The sequence below is a fragment of the Prochlorococcus marinus CUG1433 genome (genome assembly GCA_017644425.1).
Taxonomy (GTDB): Bacteria; Cyanobacteriota; Cyanobacteriia; order PCC-6307; family Cyanobiaceae; genus Prochlorococcus_A; species Prochlorococcus_A marinus_U.
This window is the reverse complement of the sequence record JAEPLN010000001.1, coordinates 556,650-569,491: the sequence shown is the minus strand read 5'-3', so window position 1 is coordinate 569,491 and position 12,842 is coordinate 556,650. Positions and strand designations below refer to the sequence as shown.

Genomic DNA, 12,842 nt, shown 5'->3' with positions numbered 1-12,842 from the left:
AAATTATTTATCTTTTGAGGCTGAGAGTACTTTAAGTTCTTTTTTTACTTCTTTTTCTCTCTCTTCAAGATGTTTTAGTTGAGCTTTAAAAGCATCTTCAAGTCTTACTTTTTGTTTTGTAATTTCATCAAGCTCTTCTTGATGTTGGTTTTTCTTTAACTCCTTCATTTCACTATCGGAAATAACATATACTGGGCGATATGAAGGTGTTTCAAAAAGCAGATCAAACATTGAATACATAAGTGACCTTTGAATTAGTACAAATTCAATATCTGATAATTCTTTGAAATATGAAAGGATAAATACCGAAGATATTGATACGGCAAATACACCGAAATTCGGTTTACCTAACTTAACCGCCCAGTATTTACCGATCGAATTTTAAGGTATGCTTTAAAATATTAAGGAGATGATTCTAAAGATCTAAATCAAAAAGAACTAAAAATGGATTTAAAAATTACTAAAACATTAGTAATCCCCTCCAACGAAATTAAATGGCGATTTTCCAGATCCTCCGGTCCTGGAGGACAAAATGTAAATAAAATTGAAAGCAGAGTGGAGATTATTTTTAATTTAGAAGATTCCAAAGTATTAAATGATTATCAGAAAGAAATTCTTAAGATAAACTTGAAAAACAAATTAGTGAATAATAGCTTACGTTTAACGGTTCAAGAACACAGAAATCAATTATTAAATAGGCAGCTAGCTTTAATGAAATTTAGTTCAATCATAAAAAATGCTTTAAATAAACCATTTAAATTAAGAAAATCTACACAACCTACTAAAGCATCGCAAAAGAAAAGAGTTGAGGTTAAAAAAAAACGTGGCGAATTGAAAAAAAATAGACAAAAAGAAAAAACATATCAAATATGAATAAACTAAATAAATAATTACCTCGCAAATTGTAATGAAATCATATTATTAATTTAATTTCATTTTGGTTTATTGAATACAACTAATGATTTCTGGTTAATTGACCCCAATTTTGTAGGGGTGATGCGTTTTTACAAAGATAGAGATAATTCTGATAAATCTAATGATTATATGTTTATTGAAGAAGGAATTATTATGGGAATTCATGGAGAAAAACCTCCATTAATGAAAACTAGAAAAAAAATTGTTATTGAAGAAGCAAGATTATTATGGCAAAAATTATTAAATGAAGGTTGGCAAAAAACTAATAAAAAATGGTGAGGAAATTCTACAAAAACTTTTTTTAATTTCAGAAAATAAATGAACCTTTAGGGTATAGTCTGGAAATTTTTTTTTGCTGTAAATATTTCTTTTTTTTGATGTCGTTTTCATATCTTCTCAACATCATTAGATAGTTTGTAACTCCAAAAATTATTAAAAACACAATAAACCTTATTCCTGCCTCAAAGTTCATATGAGTATTAAGCTTTATTTTAATCTGACAATTACTAATCAAAAATCAATCCGTATTTATATCTAATTAAAACGTCTAGTAAAAATATTTTTTGATTTTACTGTATAAAAAATACATAATAAAAGTAATATTAAAATTGCACTAAAGCTTCCAATTGGGTTTGGAACATTTTGTGTAAAAGGACCTGCTAAAAAAGAAGGTGTATTTTCTTTGAATTCTATCAATCCGTTATTTAATAAAAACCAAATGCCAACAAGTCCTCCATGAATTCCTATGCAATTCCACAAAGAACCTTTATCTCTAATTTTTACTAATGATAGAAATATCCCAAGTAAAATAAATCCCAAACGTAATCCTGCTATGTTCCAAAAGATCTCATTTGATAAATTATGAACCAAACTAAAAATTAAAGATTGTAAAGCTATTGATATTTTTGTACCATATTCAAATTTTAATTCTTCTAGTAACCAGCCTCTAAAAATTATTTCCTCTGCGAATCCAACACCTAATCCTAGAACAATAGAATTTAACAATATTATTGGCGAGAATTCACCTATCCAAGAAATATAATTTTTTTGAAACAGTGGTACCAGAATTAGAATTATTAAAACTAAAGCAAATAAAATACCTTGAGAAAAATTGAAAAAGTTTTTTAAGAATTTGTCTTTTGTTATCCCAAGAAGTATCCAAGCACTTGATTTATTTCGTTTGATATAAAACCAATATGGAAGTAAAAAGATAAAAAGTAAGAAAGTAATAATAGTACCAATTAAGGATAAATTTTCTTTTTCAAAATTAAACAATAAAAGTGGCTGAGATAAAGCCCAGCCAATGCCATAAAGAATAGGAATAAAAAATATAGTGGATAAAAATCTTGGTCTTAAAAGAAAAAAACTTCTAATTAGTATCATTACATTTTTCATTTTAGTTTGAATATTAATCAACCCAAGCCTTTACCTTTTAATATTCTAACTATTTGTTCAAAAAGTTTTAGCTTTTTCTTTTTACTATAGTTTATGTTTTTTGAAAGAAAAGATAAATCTTTATAAAATTGCCTTGTTATTTTATCTTCTTTATCACTAGGACATAGTAGGTCTGAGCCCTCTTTATATTCTTCTTTATATCTTTCTTTAATCAATTGTTTTTTTATATCGTAATAATTTAAATTTTACTTATTGCAAATGCTTAAAAGTGATGTTTATTAAATTTGTGTATTTATTTAAAAATTATGCTGATTAATCTTGCAACTTTAATTTTTACATTATTATCTCCATTGCTTATTTTTGCAGTAATAGTATCTGTTTACTTATTTCATTAGGAAGCATTTATCAAATAAACTTAATTAATTTAAGGGTGTATTATGCCTACTTTTTCTAATACAAATGATAAAAATGCAATAACCGCCATTAGTATTAAGATCTTGTTCTTTTTGATGAAATCCATAATGAATATTAATAATCTATTTATTAAATTCTTTTATAGAATAATAAATAATTAAAATCATTATATCAACTACGATGGAGTCAATATATGTATTTTATTTCCCCAATAGCTTCTACTAAAAAGATTATTGAAAAATATGATAAGGGTATAAAAGAAGGGGGATTTTATGAAGAACCTATTGTCCGATATTTTAATTATCCTGATTGGTAAATAGGCTTAATACAAAAATAACTTTTGCCTTGGCAGATTGGATTAGATAGTGGCGTAAGCGCCGGGATAAGAATCCTTCTATTGATGAGTGTTTAAAATTTGTTGAGTGGAAATTGAAAAATTATAAACTTTCTGATAGTGATAAAAGAATAATTGAATCTATTTTGCTCTATGTGTTTCTTTAACTGAGGATTATAGACTTTAATTTTTATATTTATCTATAAAAAACAAAGGATCATTAAAATCCTCTTACAAATTAAGAAAAAAGTAAATCAGCATATTTACGGATTTACTGAAAATATAAAAAGGAGTAATTTATAAATGTTGAGTTCGGAGGCAATCTAGATGATTGATAGTCCGCCTGAAATTTAGCAAATTACAAAATATAGGAAGCGTATTCCTGAGAATGGGATTATTCGAAAATTTAAGTTCAATCAATTAGTCTGATAAGACTTCGCTCTATAATTACTAGCGACAACAGGGACTGAAATTATCGAGAGAAATCCCCGAATTCACGTATTCTAGGTTTATGAGTAAATAGACTTTAAAATATGTAACTTTATATCCTGTTAGAAGGAAATCAAATATCAAAAAGGACTGTACCACCAGTCCTTTTTTTTTACAAATTACTTCTAAAATAGACTTCTTTTTGGATAATATTGATTTATTAAGTGTTTAAAAATATTTCACAATGAAAGATCAAGTCTTGTTTCCTAAAATTGAAGTTCGTGAAAAGGGCTTTTTACAAGTAAGTGATATTCATACGATTTATTGGGAAAGATCTGGCAATCCAAATGGTAAAAAGATACTAGTTATTCATGGAGGCCCAGGAGGAGGAAGTCAACCAAGATATAGAAGATACTTTGATCCAGATAAATTCGATATTATTCAATTTGACCAAAGGGGTTGCGGTTCTTCAACTCCTTTCTCAGAATTAAAAGAAAATACGACTAATCATTTAGTTGATGATATTGAGAAATTAAGGACTCTATTAAAAATAGATAGTTGGCATTTGTTTGGTGGATCTTGGGGGTCAACACTTTCACTTATATATGCAATAAAAAATCCCTCAAGAGTTTCGAGCTTAACTTTGAGAGGAATATTTTTATGTAGAAAGTTTGAATTATTGTGGTTTTATCAATATGGTGCAAGTGAGATATTCCCTGATGAATTTGAAGAGTATATTTCTGTAATACCAAAAGAAGAAAGAAATGATTTGATAAGTTCTTTTTATAAATATCTAACATCATCAGATGCAAATCTTAGATCAAAAGCAGCAGCAGCTTGGACAAAATGGGAACTCTCAACTAGTCATTTAATAAATAAAAAATTCGATTTTAATAAGTCCCAAGTTAATTCTTTTTCAGATGCATTCGCAAGGATCGAATGCCACTATTTTGTTAATAATATTTTCTTAGAAGATAATTTTATTTTGAAAAATATAAAAATAATAGAATCGATTCCAACAAAAATAATTCAAGGGAGGTACGATGTAGTATGTCCTGTTAGGAGTGCTTGGGATCTAAATAAGAAATTAAAGAATTCTGAATTAATTATTGTTAATGATGCTGGTCATTCAATGAGTGAAAATGGTATCTCTATCGAATTAATAAAAGCTGTAAAAGGAATTCAAAATCTCTAAAAGAGAGAATATTCCTTTAAAAATTAAAGGCCATTATCTTCAATATTTTGTGCAATACTCCTAAGAAGTTCGACGATATCAGAATCTTCGCATTTAGTATCTTCTTTTAGCAAAATGCACTCGTCTCTAATACTTACATTAGTACTCCACCATATACCTGAACTATTTGTATCGTCCCATTCAAATCTTTCAGACATAATTAATAAAATCTCATAATTACATTAAAGCTTGGATCAGTTCATCGTGGATTTATATATATAATTTCCAAAATTAAAAAAAATTTCCCTGGCGCTAAAAGGAATCTGGAAATTTCTGACAATAAAATCTAGAAATCTAATTTCAGCTCGTATTGTTTTTCCTTTTTCTTAGAAACAATTTTTTTATTATTTATATTATTTCTGAGCCTTTTTCTAGAGCCATGCTTTAAATAAATTTCTTTTGAGATATCCCAATATCCATCCTTTTTAGTGATTTCCTGAATTTTCTTCTTTGCAGTTTTAGTGCTATTTGGGATGTCAATTATTGGTCTTACGTAATTAATTAGTTCATATTCTTCTTGATTAAATCTAGATAATAGCCATGGTTCATGAATGAAATTAAGCGATATATCCTTTAATTCTGGTATCCATTTTTTTATAAATTTTCCTTGAGGATCATGATCTTTTCCCTGCTTAATAGGATTATAAATTCTATTGGTATTTATAGACGTAGTTCCAGATTGCATTTGGCATTGGTTCCAATGTATTCCAGGCTCATAATCTACAAATTTATTTGCTAATTCAGAACCTGAATCTTGCCATGGTAGCCATAAATTATAGCTTGCAAATGACATTAACATCGCTCGCATCCTAAAGTTAATCCATCCATTGAAATTTAATGAACGCATACATGCATCTATAAAAGGAAAGCCCGTATTACCTGAACTCCATGAATAAAGTAATTCATTATTTTTTTCTCTAATATTTTTAAAAAAAGGATGGTATTCCCTAAACTCTAGTTCTGGTTCACTTTCAAGTTTCTGAATAAAATGACAATGCCAAGTTAATCTGCTTTTTAACATCCTGGAATTATTGTTTTTTGATATATTTGCCTTTTTAAAAATTTCTTTTAATGAGATGCATCCCCAAGAAATATATGGGGATAGTCTTGTACAACTATCAAATGATTTTTCTGGGCTAGATATATCTTTTGAATAAGAATCTAATTTATTACTAAAGAAGTATTGCATTCTCGCTAAACCTTTCTTTCTTCCACCTTGCATTCTTCCTGGACAAGTTTCTTTTTTAAAGGTAAAAATTTCGTCTGACGGTATTTCTCCAATATTAAAGTTAATAGAATTAATTCTTAATGGAGCTTTAAGTAAGTTTTTTTCGGAATTTTCTTGCCACTTTTTAGACCAATTATTCCTATCTAAATTTCCTCTAAAAACTGAAAATTGTAGAAATTCCTTCCAAATAATATTTTTGCTTAAAGCCCATTCTCTTACTTTTTGATCTCTTTTATAAGTAAGCCAATCTCCGGTTTCTTGATGGCTATATATACCTTTGATTTTAAATTTTGAACTAATTTCATCAAAAATATTAATAACATTGCCAGTCCTAATAATTAATGGTTGTCCAATCTCAGCAAGTGCGTTTCTTAAATCTATTAAACTTTCTTTGCAAAATTGCCATTGTCTATTTGAATGAGTATTTTGTCTCCAAATATCTAACTCAATAACATAAATAGGTAAAATATCATTATCTTTTATAGCCTCACAGAGAGCTTCGTTATCAAAAATTCTTAAATCTTTCTTAAACCATAAAATATTTATTTCTTTCATAATTTTTTCTTTTAATCCTAGAAAAATAAGATTAAGTTTGTAGGTAAAAAATATAAAAAATTTTAGAATAACTAAAACAAAAAAAAATGAAAATAACAAAAAAACTTTGGGAGGATAATTATGAGATTGCTTTACTAAGTTTAAATACAAAATTTGTTCAAGGTTTAAAGAATGGAAGTCTCCCAAAAAATATATTTCAAGAATATTTAGCTCAAGATTATTTCTTTTTAGAGACTTTTGCTAAGGCTTATGGACTTGCTGTTTCTAAATCAAAAGATAAGTACTCAATAAGAAAGTTAAGTGAACTGTTAATGGGCGTTTCAGAGGAGTTAATACTTCATGAAACGTATGCAAAAGAATGGGATATTGATTTGTCTAATAACTATATAAAAAAAGCTACTAAAAATTATACAGATTTTCTTGATGATACTTCCAAAAGACTTGGCTCCGTCGAAATAATGTTTGCAATGACTCCATGTATGCGACTTTATTCTTGGATAGGAAAAAGTTTGTATAAGGAGGATTTTGACATTAAATATAAAGAATGGATAATTACTTATTCTGATGTGAGCTTTGAAAAGCTTGCAGATTCTCTTGAAAATCTTATTGAGACTAATAAAGAAACATATGACATTAATCAGGTAAAATATTTATACAGGAGAGCCATGGAATTAGAGTTAGATTTTTTTAATGCATATTCAGATTTCTGATTTAAATTAAAATTTATTTATAGTACTTTCAAAAACGAGTTAATAAATTATGTATTCTAAAATTGCACTTTCAATAGGCGGTAGTGACTCCGGTGGTGGAGCAGGTATACAGGCTGACTTGAGAACTTTCATGGCCCTTAAAGTACATGGATGTTCTGTAATTACATGTGTTACCGCACAAAATAGTATAGAGGTTAGATGCGTTCAACCAGTAGAGAAGAATACTTTATTAAATCAGTTAGATACTTTATTTGCTGATTTTGGTATTGATGCCTTAAAAACTGGAATGTTATTAAATGAAAGGATAATTAATGATACTGCTTCAAAATTAAATACATACAAAATAACCAAAATTATTGACCCTGTAATGGTTACAAGAACTGGTTGTAAATTACTGGAAGATTCTGCTATTAATGCTTATAAAAAATTATTATTACCAATTGCTGATTTGGTAACTCCAAATATTTATGAAGCAAATCTACTTTCTGGTTTAGAAATAAGGAGTAAAGAAGATATAGAAAATTCAGCAAGAAAAATTATTGGTCTTGGAGCTAAAGCGGTACTTATTAAAGGTGGCGGTTTAAAAGATATGAAAGGGAAGGATTTTTTCTTTGACTTAAATGGTAGAAAAGAGTGGCTATTTAATGATTTTATAAACACAAAAAATACACACGGTAGTGGCTGTACTTTGAGTGCTGCTATTTGTGGTTACAAGGCTTTAGGTTTTGATCTATTTGATTCCATACAAAAAGCAAAATTATTTGTTGAGAAAGCTTTAGACAATTCTTATAAAATAGGATCTGGCCCTGGTCCCTTAGGCCATCATTAATTATTTATAGAAGTGGAGTTAGAACCACCATTTTCTGTAGGGCTTTTTTAAAAATAAGATTTCTTCAGTCTCCCATCCTCCTTCCAACCACTCAAGATGCTCAAGTAATAAAGACTCACTTTCCCTTTTGCTTAATTGCCCAATTCTATTAGCAATACCATCGAACCTTACTTTCATCAATTCCTCAATTTTGATGTTATTCATAGGTTAAATAATAAATTTTTTCTACTCTTACTTGGATACATTTTCTTGTCAACGATTTAATTTTATTTGTTTACTAGGAGTTCTTGAATATGTATTAAATACAACTTTTTAAAATAGATAGTAATTAAGACTTATTCACATAGATTTAATTAAAGACTAATTTAAATAAAAATACTTTAACTATGAATAAAAAAGAATCAGTAAAGCAAAAAACTATTTTAAATGTAGGATATTGTGAAACGACCTCTGAATGGCTCAATAGAATCATTACTGAACTGGCAGATGAAAATAAAAATTTTATAGATTTATCAGTTATTTGTGCTTAATTTTTTTGGAAAATATAGTTTATTTTGATTTATTTTCAGTTAGCTTTTAATTATAAGAGAAATTTAAAAGTTATTTTTGTGATGTGAATTCTAATAAAAAAAACATAGAAATAATTAAACAATTCAATTTGTCTCCTCATCCTGAGGGTGGATGGTTTAGGGAGATAGTAAGGAGTGAGAATTCTCTAATAAGGGAAGATGGCCAAAGTAGAAACTTTATTACGGGAATTTATTATCTTTTGGAGAGAGATGCAAAAAGTGCTTGGCACAGAGTAAAAAATGCTGATGAAATTTGGATTTATTTAAGGGGCGATCCTCTAAATTTATGGTGCCTAGATAATGATAATAAGTTAATAAGAAATTTAATTTTAGATTCCAATAATCCAGTAGAGATGATCCCATCTGGATATTGGCAAGCTGCAAAAAGTACAGGTGAATTTACTTTAGTTAGTTGTTGTGTTGGCCCTGGCTTTGATTTTAAGGATTTTGAATTACTTAGAAATACAAATCATACTTGTAGATTGGATAAAGCAATAAATGATCTTATTTGAGACATTTTTTGGTTTATATTTTTGAAATTATCCTCTAGATTTATAAGGCCACTCAATACAATCTATATTTAATGAATAAAAATTCTGTCAAAACAATTGGTATTAATGATGAACCAAGAAAAGATTCATACTTAGTATATGTAAATCAGGCTAATGGATTAAAAGGCATCCTTAATGGGGATTTTGATGAATGGTCGAATTTTGATAGTTGGGAAAGTATTTCAGTTCAGCAATGGATTTTTTCTAGAGCTTTGGAGGTTTTCAGAGGTATGAAAATTGATATTAAATGCGACTGTTGTGAACATAATGATTTAATCCCAAATGATTTTAAGAGCATTAAAAAAGAAAAATGCTTTGGTAAAAAAAGTGCTTACATGATTGAGAAAGTTGTAGATGAAATTGTATTAGCCAAGGCAAGAAGAGAAAGTGATGGAACATATTCTGCGTAAGATTCATAAATATTTATGTAGTGAGAAATCTTTTACTTACCAGTGAAAATTATCAGAAGAACCAATCGTTAAATTCTTAGTGGACATCTTATGGAACTTAAAGTGTACCGAATCACTGAACTCCTTTTCATCTGAATAATTTACAAGGTCTAGAGGGTCGATATTTTCATCGAACCATGCATCATATTCAATATGATTAGCTTCAGCAAAATAACTCATACTCTAGTAGTATCTAAAAAAAAATAACCAAACTGTACAATTGCTACAAAAAGAAAAAATACTAAAGTGAAAGATCAATTTAATAAATTTTTTAAATCCTGCTCTATTTTCTCAAGTTTTTTGTTAAGTTCTGTTTTCTCCTTTAATAGAGCTTTTTTCTTTAATTGAAGTTCTTTGTTAAATGGAGAATTAAAGTACTTTTTGTAAGAGAGGAAAAATACAGCCAGTGCTACAAAAATCCCCATTGCGCCAATTATTAGTATGGGCGAAGATGGAAAATCGTAAAATGGTATAGATAGTAAAAGCATTTAAACGAAACCTGGAATTATTTGACCTGTTGTTAAGTAAGCTCCAATAGCAGCAATTAATCCAAGCATTGCAAATCTTCCATTAAGAGTTTCTGCAACAACTTTTTCTTTTTCGATTGTTTTTACTTTAGGGGTTGAATTTGTCATTGGATTTGAAGTTAGATAGTTTAAATTTTCGTTTTGAAATTGCTTGGTTAGATAAGCAACGAGGATAGCTGTTAAGGATACGATTACAGCTAAAAAGCCTGAAAGAGAAGACATTAAAAAATACCTGGAATTATTTGACCTGTAGTTACATAAGCTCCCAAAAGTGCGACTAAACCGATCATTGCCCAGCGACCATTAACTTTTTCTGCGTTTTGAGGATATCCATCATAAGAAACAGATTGATCAACATAAGGACGAGGCTCAGTTGGGAAAATATTTTGCCTTCCGCCTGATTCTGTAGTTATGTATGAAGAATTAGTCATTAGTTAAATAATTTAATTGTTAACAAACATAACATTTTTATTAATTAATGTAAAGAAAAAGGTTAAAAATATGTGTAATTCGGTACTTTTAAGGCATTTCTGATACAGAACCGTAACAAAAATTAATTTATCTTTAAAGTTGAAGCTAATAATTAAAAGATCATGGAGATATGAAAAAGCTTCCTCGGATTTGTTTTTGATTGATCAAAATTAAAGAATGACAGATCCTATTTTCTACTTATCAATGATCCTTGGGCTGGGAGGCGTTTATGTCTTAATTGCCTCTTTCAATGATGATGACGATGACAGTGATGATGATGGTGAAAAGTATTTATTTAATCTCGAATATACAAAGGCAGGAAGATAGTTTTAATAATACAAAAATACTTCTTGCGGATCGTAATTTCATTTGGCAAAATAAGTAACCGACTCCAAAATTGGCACATCAATATAAGATGTTCCCATTAATGGCCAGATAGAACTGAAGGAATAAAAGTCAGGGATTTTCTAATATTTTTCTTTCGGTTCAGCTGTTAAAAAGTTCTTACACACATACTTATAGACAATGAAAATTATTAAGAGGCTCAGGTCGTTGCCAGGCGATTCTCTGAATGTTATACGCCGCACCCCACCACTTGTTTTCGCAATGGCTGTCTTGTCTGTCGGAGGATTTATAGGCGCCTCTACGGTCCTCGTAAGAGGGTTCAGGATGGTTGAAAATTCTATCACTGTTACAGGTGCAAGTACTGAAAGTTTTGAGAGTGATATTGCCAAATGGTCCGTTCAGGTAAGGGCTACGGGGCAAACTCAGATTGACTCATTCAACAAGCATAAGGAGTCAATGAAAAAGACTATGAATTTTCTTAAAGCAAATGGAATTGAAGATGGTATCAAACAGGCAGTTTATCTTGGACCTGCCAGCATCAAAGAATATGAAACCAAGCATCCCAAGACAAATGAAATCATAAGAACAGAATGGATCACTTATCAGAGTATTGGAATCCATAGTTTTGATGTTTATCGAATTCAAAAGACCCATAGCAAGATAACTGAACTTCTTGGTGATGGTGTTTTAGTAAGACCCAGCTCTCCGGAATACACATATTCAAAGCTTGCTGATAAAAGAGTTGATATGCTCGCAAAGGCAGCGAAGGATGCACGAACCAGAGCTGAGGCTATCGCCCTTCAGGCTGGATCTGAAGTGGGTGGTCTTAAAAAAGTCAATACTGGTGTTTTCCAGATCACAGTTCCTAATTCCACGAAGGTAAGTAGTTGGGGTTCTTATGACACTTCAACTATCAAGAAAGACATCACTGCGGTTATGGGAGTAACTTTTGCGGTTAAGTGATGACTTAAGAGGTCTTCTCTTTGCCTTTAAAAATCATAAGTAAAGGCAGACCAATAAGCATCAGACTTCCATCAATTAATAAAAAAGTATTCAGATTCATTTATCCATTCCTGCAGGGGTATCCCAATTAAGGGGTATCCCTTTTTTAACTGGTTCTTTTTTCATATCATCCATCTCTTTTTTGATTTTGTAGTAGTAGGCCAACTCTTCTGGGTCATCAGAACCTAGACCATAATTCATGGTCGCTGCAAGATAAATTCTGTGCATCCTGTATGACGATAATGGCATTACTGAAGACAATCTCTGTTAAATATATGTGAATTTAAGACAAAATGCCGACCTCTGAGATCTCAGTCATACAGGTTAATTGTGAAACCCACTATAATACAGCGGGAATGTTGTAAAAAAGATAATAAATTGGCCCGGTACTTTCTTACTTGATGTGTATACATCATCATTGTAATTAGGTTCAAAAAGCATAATCAATCACAACTAAAATAAAAATAAAAGGTACGTGGGTATGTGTGTAAACATATAATTCGCCTACTTTATTTAAGTTCCTATAGTGTGATGTACCTCAAGATATCTGCCTTTAAAACAGAAAAGTGGACCCGAAAAAGGACTTCCACTTCTGAATAATTTCTTTGTGCGATAGCGATAAGCAAATTGTTATCAATTTATCTCGGCCATGCCCTCGTCGGGACTTGAACCCGAGACCTCTCCCTTACCAAGGGAGTGCTCTACCGCTGAGCTACAAGGGCAATTTAAAGTGGGCCGGGTTGGATTTGAACCAACGTAGGCAGAGCCAGCGGATTTACAGTCCGCCCCCTTTAACCACTCGGGCACCGACCCCCACTATTTGAACTTATCAGTTAATGGACACTTTGTGTAAAAATATTTTGGTTTTTTTGTTTCAATCTAGAT

The 12,842-nt window shown here is 30.0% G+C and carries 21 protein-coding genes and 2 tRNA genes; 10 read left to right on the top strand and 13 right to left on the bottom strand.

The window, feature by feature from the left end:
• Positions 1–3 precede the first annotated feature (3 nt).
• A complete protein-coding gene (locus JJ842_03365; protein MBO6970954.1) occupies positions 4–240 on the bottom strand; it encodes a hypothetical protein in 237 nt (78 codons plus the stop codon).
• A gap of 204 nt (positions 241–444) precedes the next feature.
• Between JJ842_03365 and arfB the strand changes: the two genes are divergently transcribed.
• Together arfB and JJ842_03355 are read left to right on the top strand one after the other, a co-directional pair.
• Positions 445–873 carry an aminoacyl-tRNA hydrolase gene (gene arfB, locus JJ842_03360; GenBank protein MBO6970953.1) on the top strand — a complete coding sequence of 143 codons (429 nt, stop codon included), beginning with the start codon at positions 445–447 and terminating at the stop codon, positions 871–873.
• Positions 874–945: 72 nt separating this feature from the next.
• Entirely contained in the window at positions 946–1,194 is a 249-nt protein-coding gene (locus JJ842_03355) for a DUF1651 domain-containing protein (GenBank protein MBO6970952.1), read from the top strand.
• 255 nt (positions 1,195–1,449) lie between these two features.
• On the opposite strand, the gene JJ842_03350 is transcribed toward JJ842_03355, so the two are convergent.
• Entirely contained in the window at positions 1,450–2,310 is an 861-nt protein-coding gene (locus JJ842_03350; GenBank protein MBO6970951.1) for a CPBP family intramembrane metalloprotease, read from the bottom strand.
• Between the two features lie 17 nt (positions 2,311–2,327).
• On the bottom strand, positions 2,328–2,525 hold the full coding sequence (locus JJ842_03345; protein ID MBO6970950.1) for a hypothetical protein: 198 nt from the start codon (positions 2,523–2,525) through the stop codon (positions 2,328–2,330).
• A gap of 1,206 nt (positions 2,526–3,731) precedes the next feature.
• On the opposite strand from JJ842_03345, the gene pip reads away from it, so the two are divergent.
• Complete coding sequence (pip, locus tag JJ842_03340) at positions 3,732–4,682, top strand: prolyl aminopeptidase (GenBank protein ID MBO6970949.1); 951 nt, start codon at positions 3,732–3,734, stop codon at positions 4,680–4,682.
• 23 nt (positions 4,683–4,705) lie between these two features.
• Here the strand turns inward: pip and JJ842_03335 are convergent, their stop codons facing one another.
• Together JJ842_03335 and JJ842_03330 are read right to left on the bottom strand one after the other, a co-directional pair.
• A complete protein-coding gene (locus tag JJ842_03335; GenBank protein MBO6970948.1) occupies positions 4,706–4,879 on the bottom strand; it encodes a hypothetical protein in 174 nt (57 codons plus the stop codon).
• A 128-nt stretch (positions 4,880–5,007) separates the two neighbouring features.
• Positions 5,008–6,504: a deoxyribodipyrimidine photo-lyase gene (locus JJ842_03330; protein ID MBO6970947.1), complete on the bottom strand. Its 1,497-nt coding sequence runs from the start codon at positions 6,502–6,504 to the stop codon at positions 5,008–5,010.
• Positions 6,505–6,590: 86 nt separating this feature from the next.
• Here JJ842_03330 and JJ842_03325 point away from each other — a divergent pair, with 86 nt between their 5' ends.
• Together JJ842_03325 and thiD are read left to right on the top strand one after the other, a co-directional pair.
• Positions 6,591–7,214: a TenA family protein gene (locus JJ842_03325; GenBank protein ID MBO6970946.1), complete on the top strand. Its 624-nt coding sequence runs from the start codon at positions 6,591–6,593 to the stop codon at positions 7,212–7,214.
• A gap of 49 nt (positions 7,215–7,263) precedes the next feature.
• On the top strand, positions 7,264–8,043 hold the full coding sequence (gene thiD, locus JJ842_03320; protein ID MBO6970945.1) for a bifunctional hydroxymethylpyrimidine kinase/phosphomethylpyrimidine kinase: 780 nt from the start codon (positions 7,264–7,266) through the stop codon (positions 8,041–8,043).
• 18 nt (positions 8,044–8,061) lie between these two features.
• On the opposite strand, the gene JJ842_03315 is transcribed toward thiD, so the two are convergent.
• A complete protein-coding gene (locus tag JJ842_03315) occupies positions 8,062–8,247 on the bottom strand; it encodes a hypothetical protein (GenBank protein MBO6970944.1) in 186 nt (61 codons plus the stop codon).
• 182 nt (positions 8,248–8,429) lie between these two features.
• Between JJ842_03315 and JJ842_03310 the strand changes: the two genes are divergently transcribed.
• The 3 genes from JJ842_03310 (at position 8,430) to JJ842_03300 (ending at position 9,573) form a co-directional block, all read left to right on the top strand.
• Positions 8,430–8,573, top strand: a complete 144-nt coding sequence (locus JJ842_03310) for a hypothetical protein (GenBank protein MBO6970943.1) — start codon at positions 8,430–8,432, stop codon at positions 8,571–8,573.
• Between the two features lie 83 nt (positions 8,574–8,656).
• The gene (locus JJ842_03305) at positions 8,657–9,124 is read left to right on the top strand and encodes a cupin domain-containing protein (protein ID MBO6970942.1); all 468 of its coding nucleotides are present in this window, start codon (positions 8,657–8,659) and stop codon (positions 9,122–9,124) included.
• A gap of 71 nt (positions 9,125–9,195) precedes the next feature.
• Complete coding sequence (locus JJ842_03300) at positions 9,196–9,573, top strand: phosphoenolpyruvate carboxykinase (protein ID MBO6970941.1); 378 nt, start codon at positions 9,196–9,198, stop codon at positions 9,571–9,573.
• 36 nt (positions 9,574–9,609) lie between these two features.
• Here JJ842_03300 and JJ842_03295 read toward each other — a convergent pair whose 3' ends face one another.
• From JJ842_03295 to JJ842_03280, 4 genes are all read right to left on the bottom strand, one after another.
• On the bottom strand, positions 9,610–9,792 hold the full coding sequence (locus tag JJ842_03295; protein ID MBO6970940.1) for a hypothetical protein: 183 nt from the start codon (positions 9,790–9,792) through the stop codon (positions 9,610–9,612).
• Between the two features lie 74 nt (positions 9,793–9,866).
• Positions 9,867–10,100 carry a M protein gene (locus JJ842_03290; GenBank protein ID MBO6970939.1) on the bottom strand — a complete coding sequence of 78 codons (234 nt, stop codon included), beginning with the start codon at positions 10,098–10,100 and terminating at the stop codon, positions 9,867–9,869.
• Positions 10,101–10,361: a high light inducible protein gene (locus JJ842_03285; protein ID MBO6970938.1), complete on the bottom strand. Its 261-nt coding sequence runs from the start codon at positions 10,359–10,361 to the stop codon at positions 10,101–10,103.
• Complete coding sequence (locus JJ842_03280) at positions 10,361–10,570, bottom strand: high light inducible protein (protein ID MBO6970937.1); 210 nt, start codon at positions 10,568–10,570, stop codon at positions 10,361–10,363. Before JJ842_03280 ends, JJ842_03285 begins: the two co-directional genes overlap by 1 nt.
• A gap of 217 nt (positions 10,571–10,787) precedes the next feature.
• On the opposite strand from JJ842_03280, the gene JJ842_03275 reads away from it, so the two are divergent.
• Entirely contained in the window at positions 10,788–10,937 is a 150-nt protein-coding gene (locus JJ842_03275) for a hypothetical protein (GenBank protein ID MBO6970936.1), read from the top strand.
• A gap of 198 nt (positions 10,938–11,135) precedes the next feature.
• Positions 11,136–11,918: an SIMPL domain-containing protein gene (locus JJ842_03270; GenBank protein MBO6970935.1), complete on the top strand. Its 783-nt coding sequence runs from the start codon at positions 11,136–11,138 to the stop codon at positions 11,916–11,918.
• Between the two features lie 96 nt (positions 11,919–12,014).
• Here JJ842_03270 and JJ842_03265 read toward each other — a convergent pair whose 3' ends face one another.
• From JJ842_03265 to JJ842_03255, 3 genes are all read right to left on the bottom strand, one after another.
• Positions 12,015–12,206: a hypothetical protein gene (locus JJ842_03265; protein ID MBO6970934.1), complete on the bottom strand. Its 192-nt coding sequence runs from the start codon at positions 12,204–12,206 to the stop codon at positions 12,015–12,017.
• Positions 12,207–12,607: 401 nt separating this feature from the next.
• Positions 12,608–12,679: transfer RNA gene (locus JJ842_03260), tRNA-Thr, on the bottom strand.
• Positions 12,680–12,688: 9 nt separating this feature from the next.
• Positions 12,689–12,770 (bottom strand) — tRNA-Tyr (locus tag JJ842_03255).
• Between the last annotated feature and the right edge of the window lie 72 nt (positions 12,771–12,842).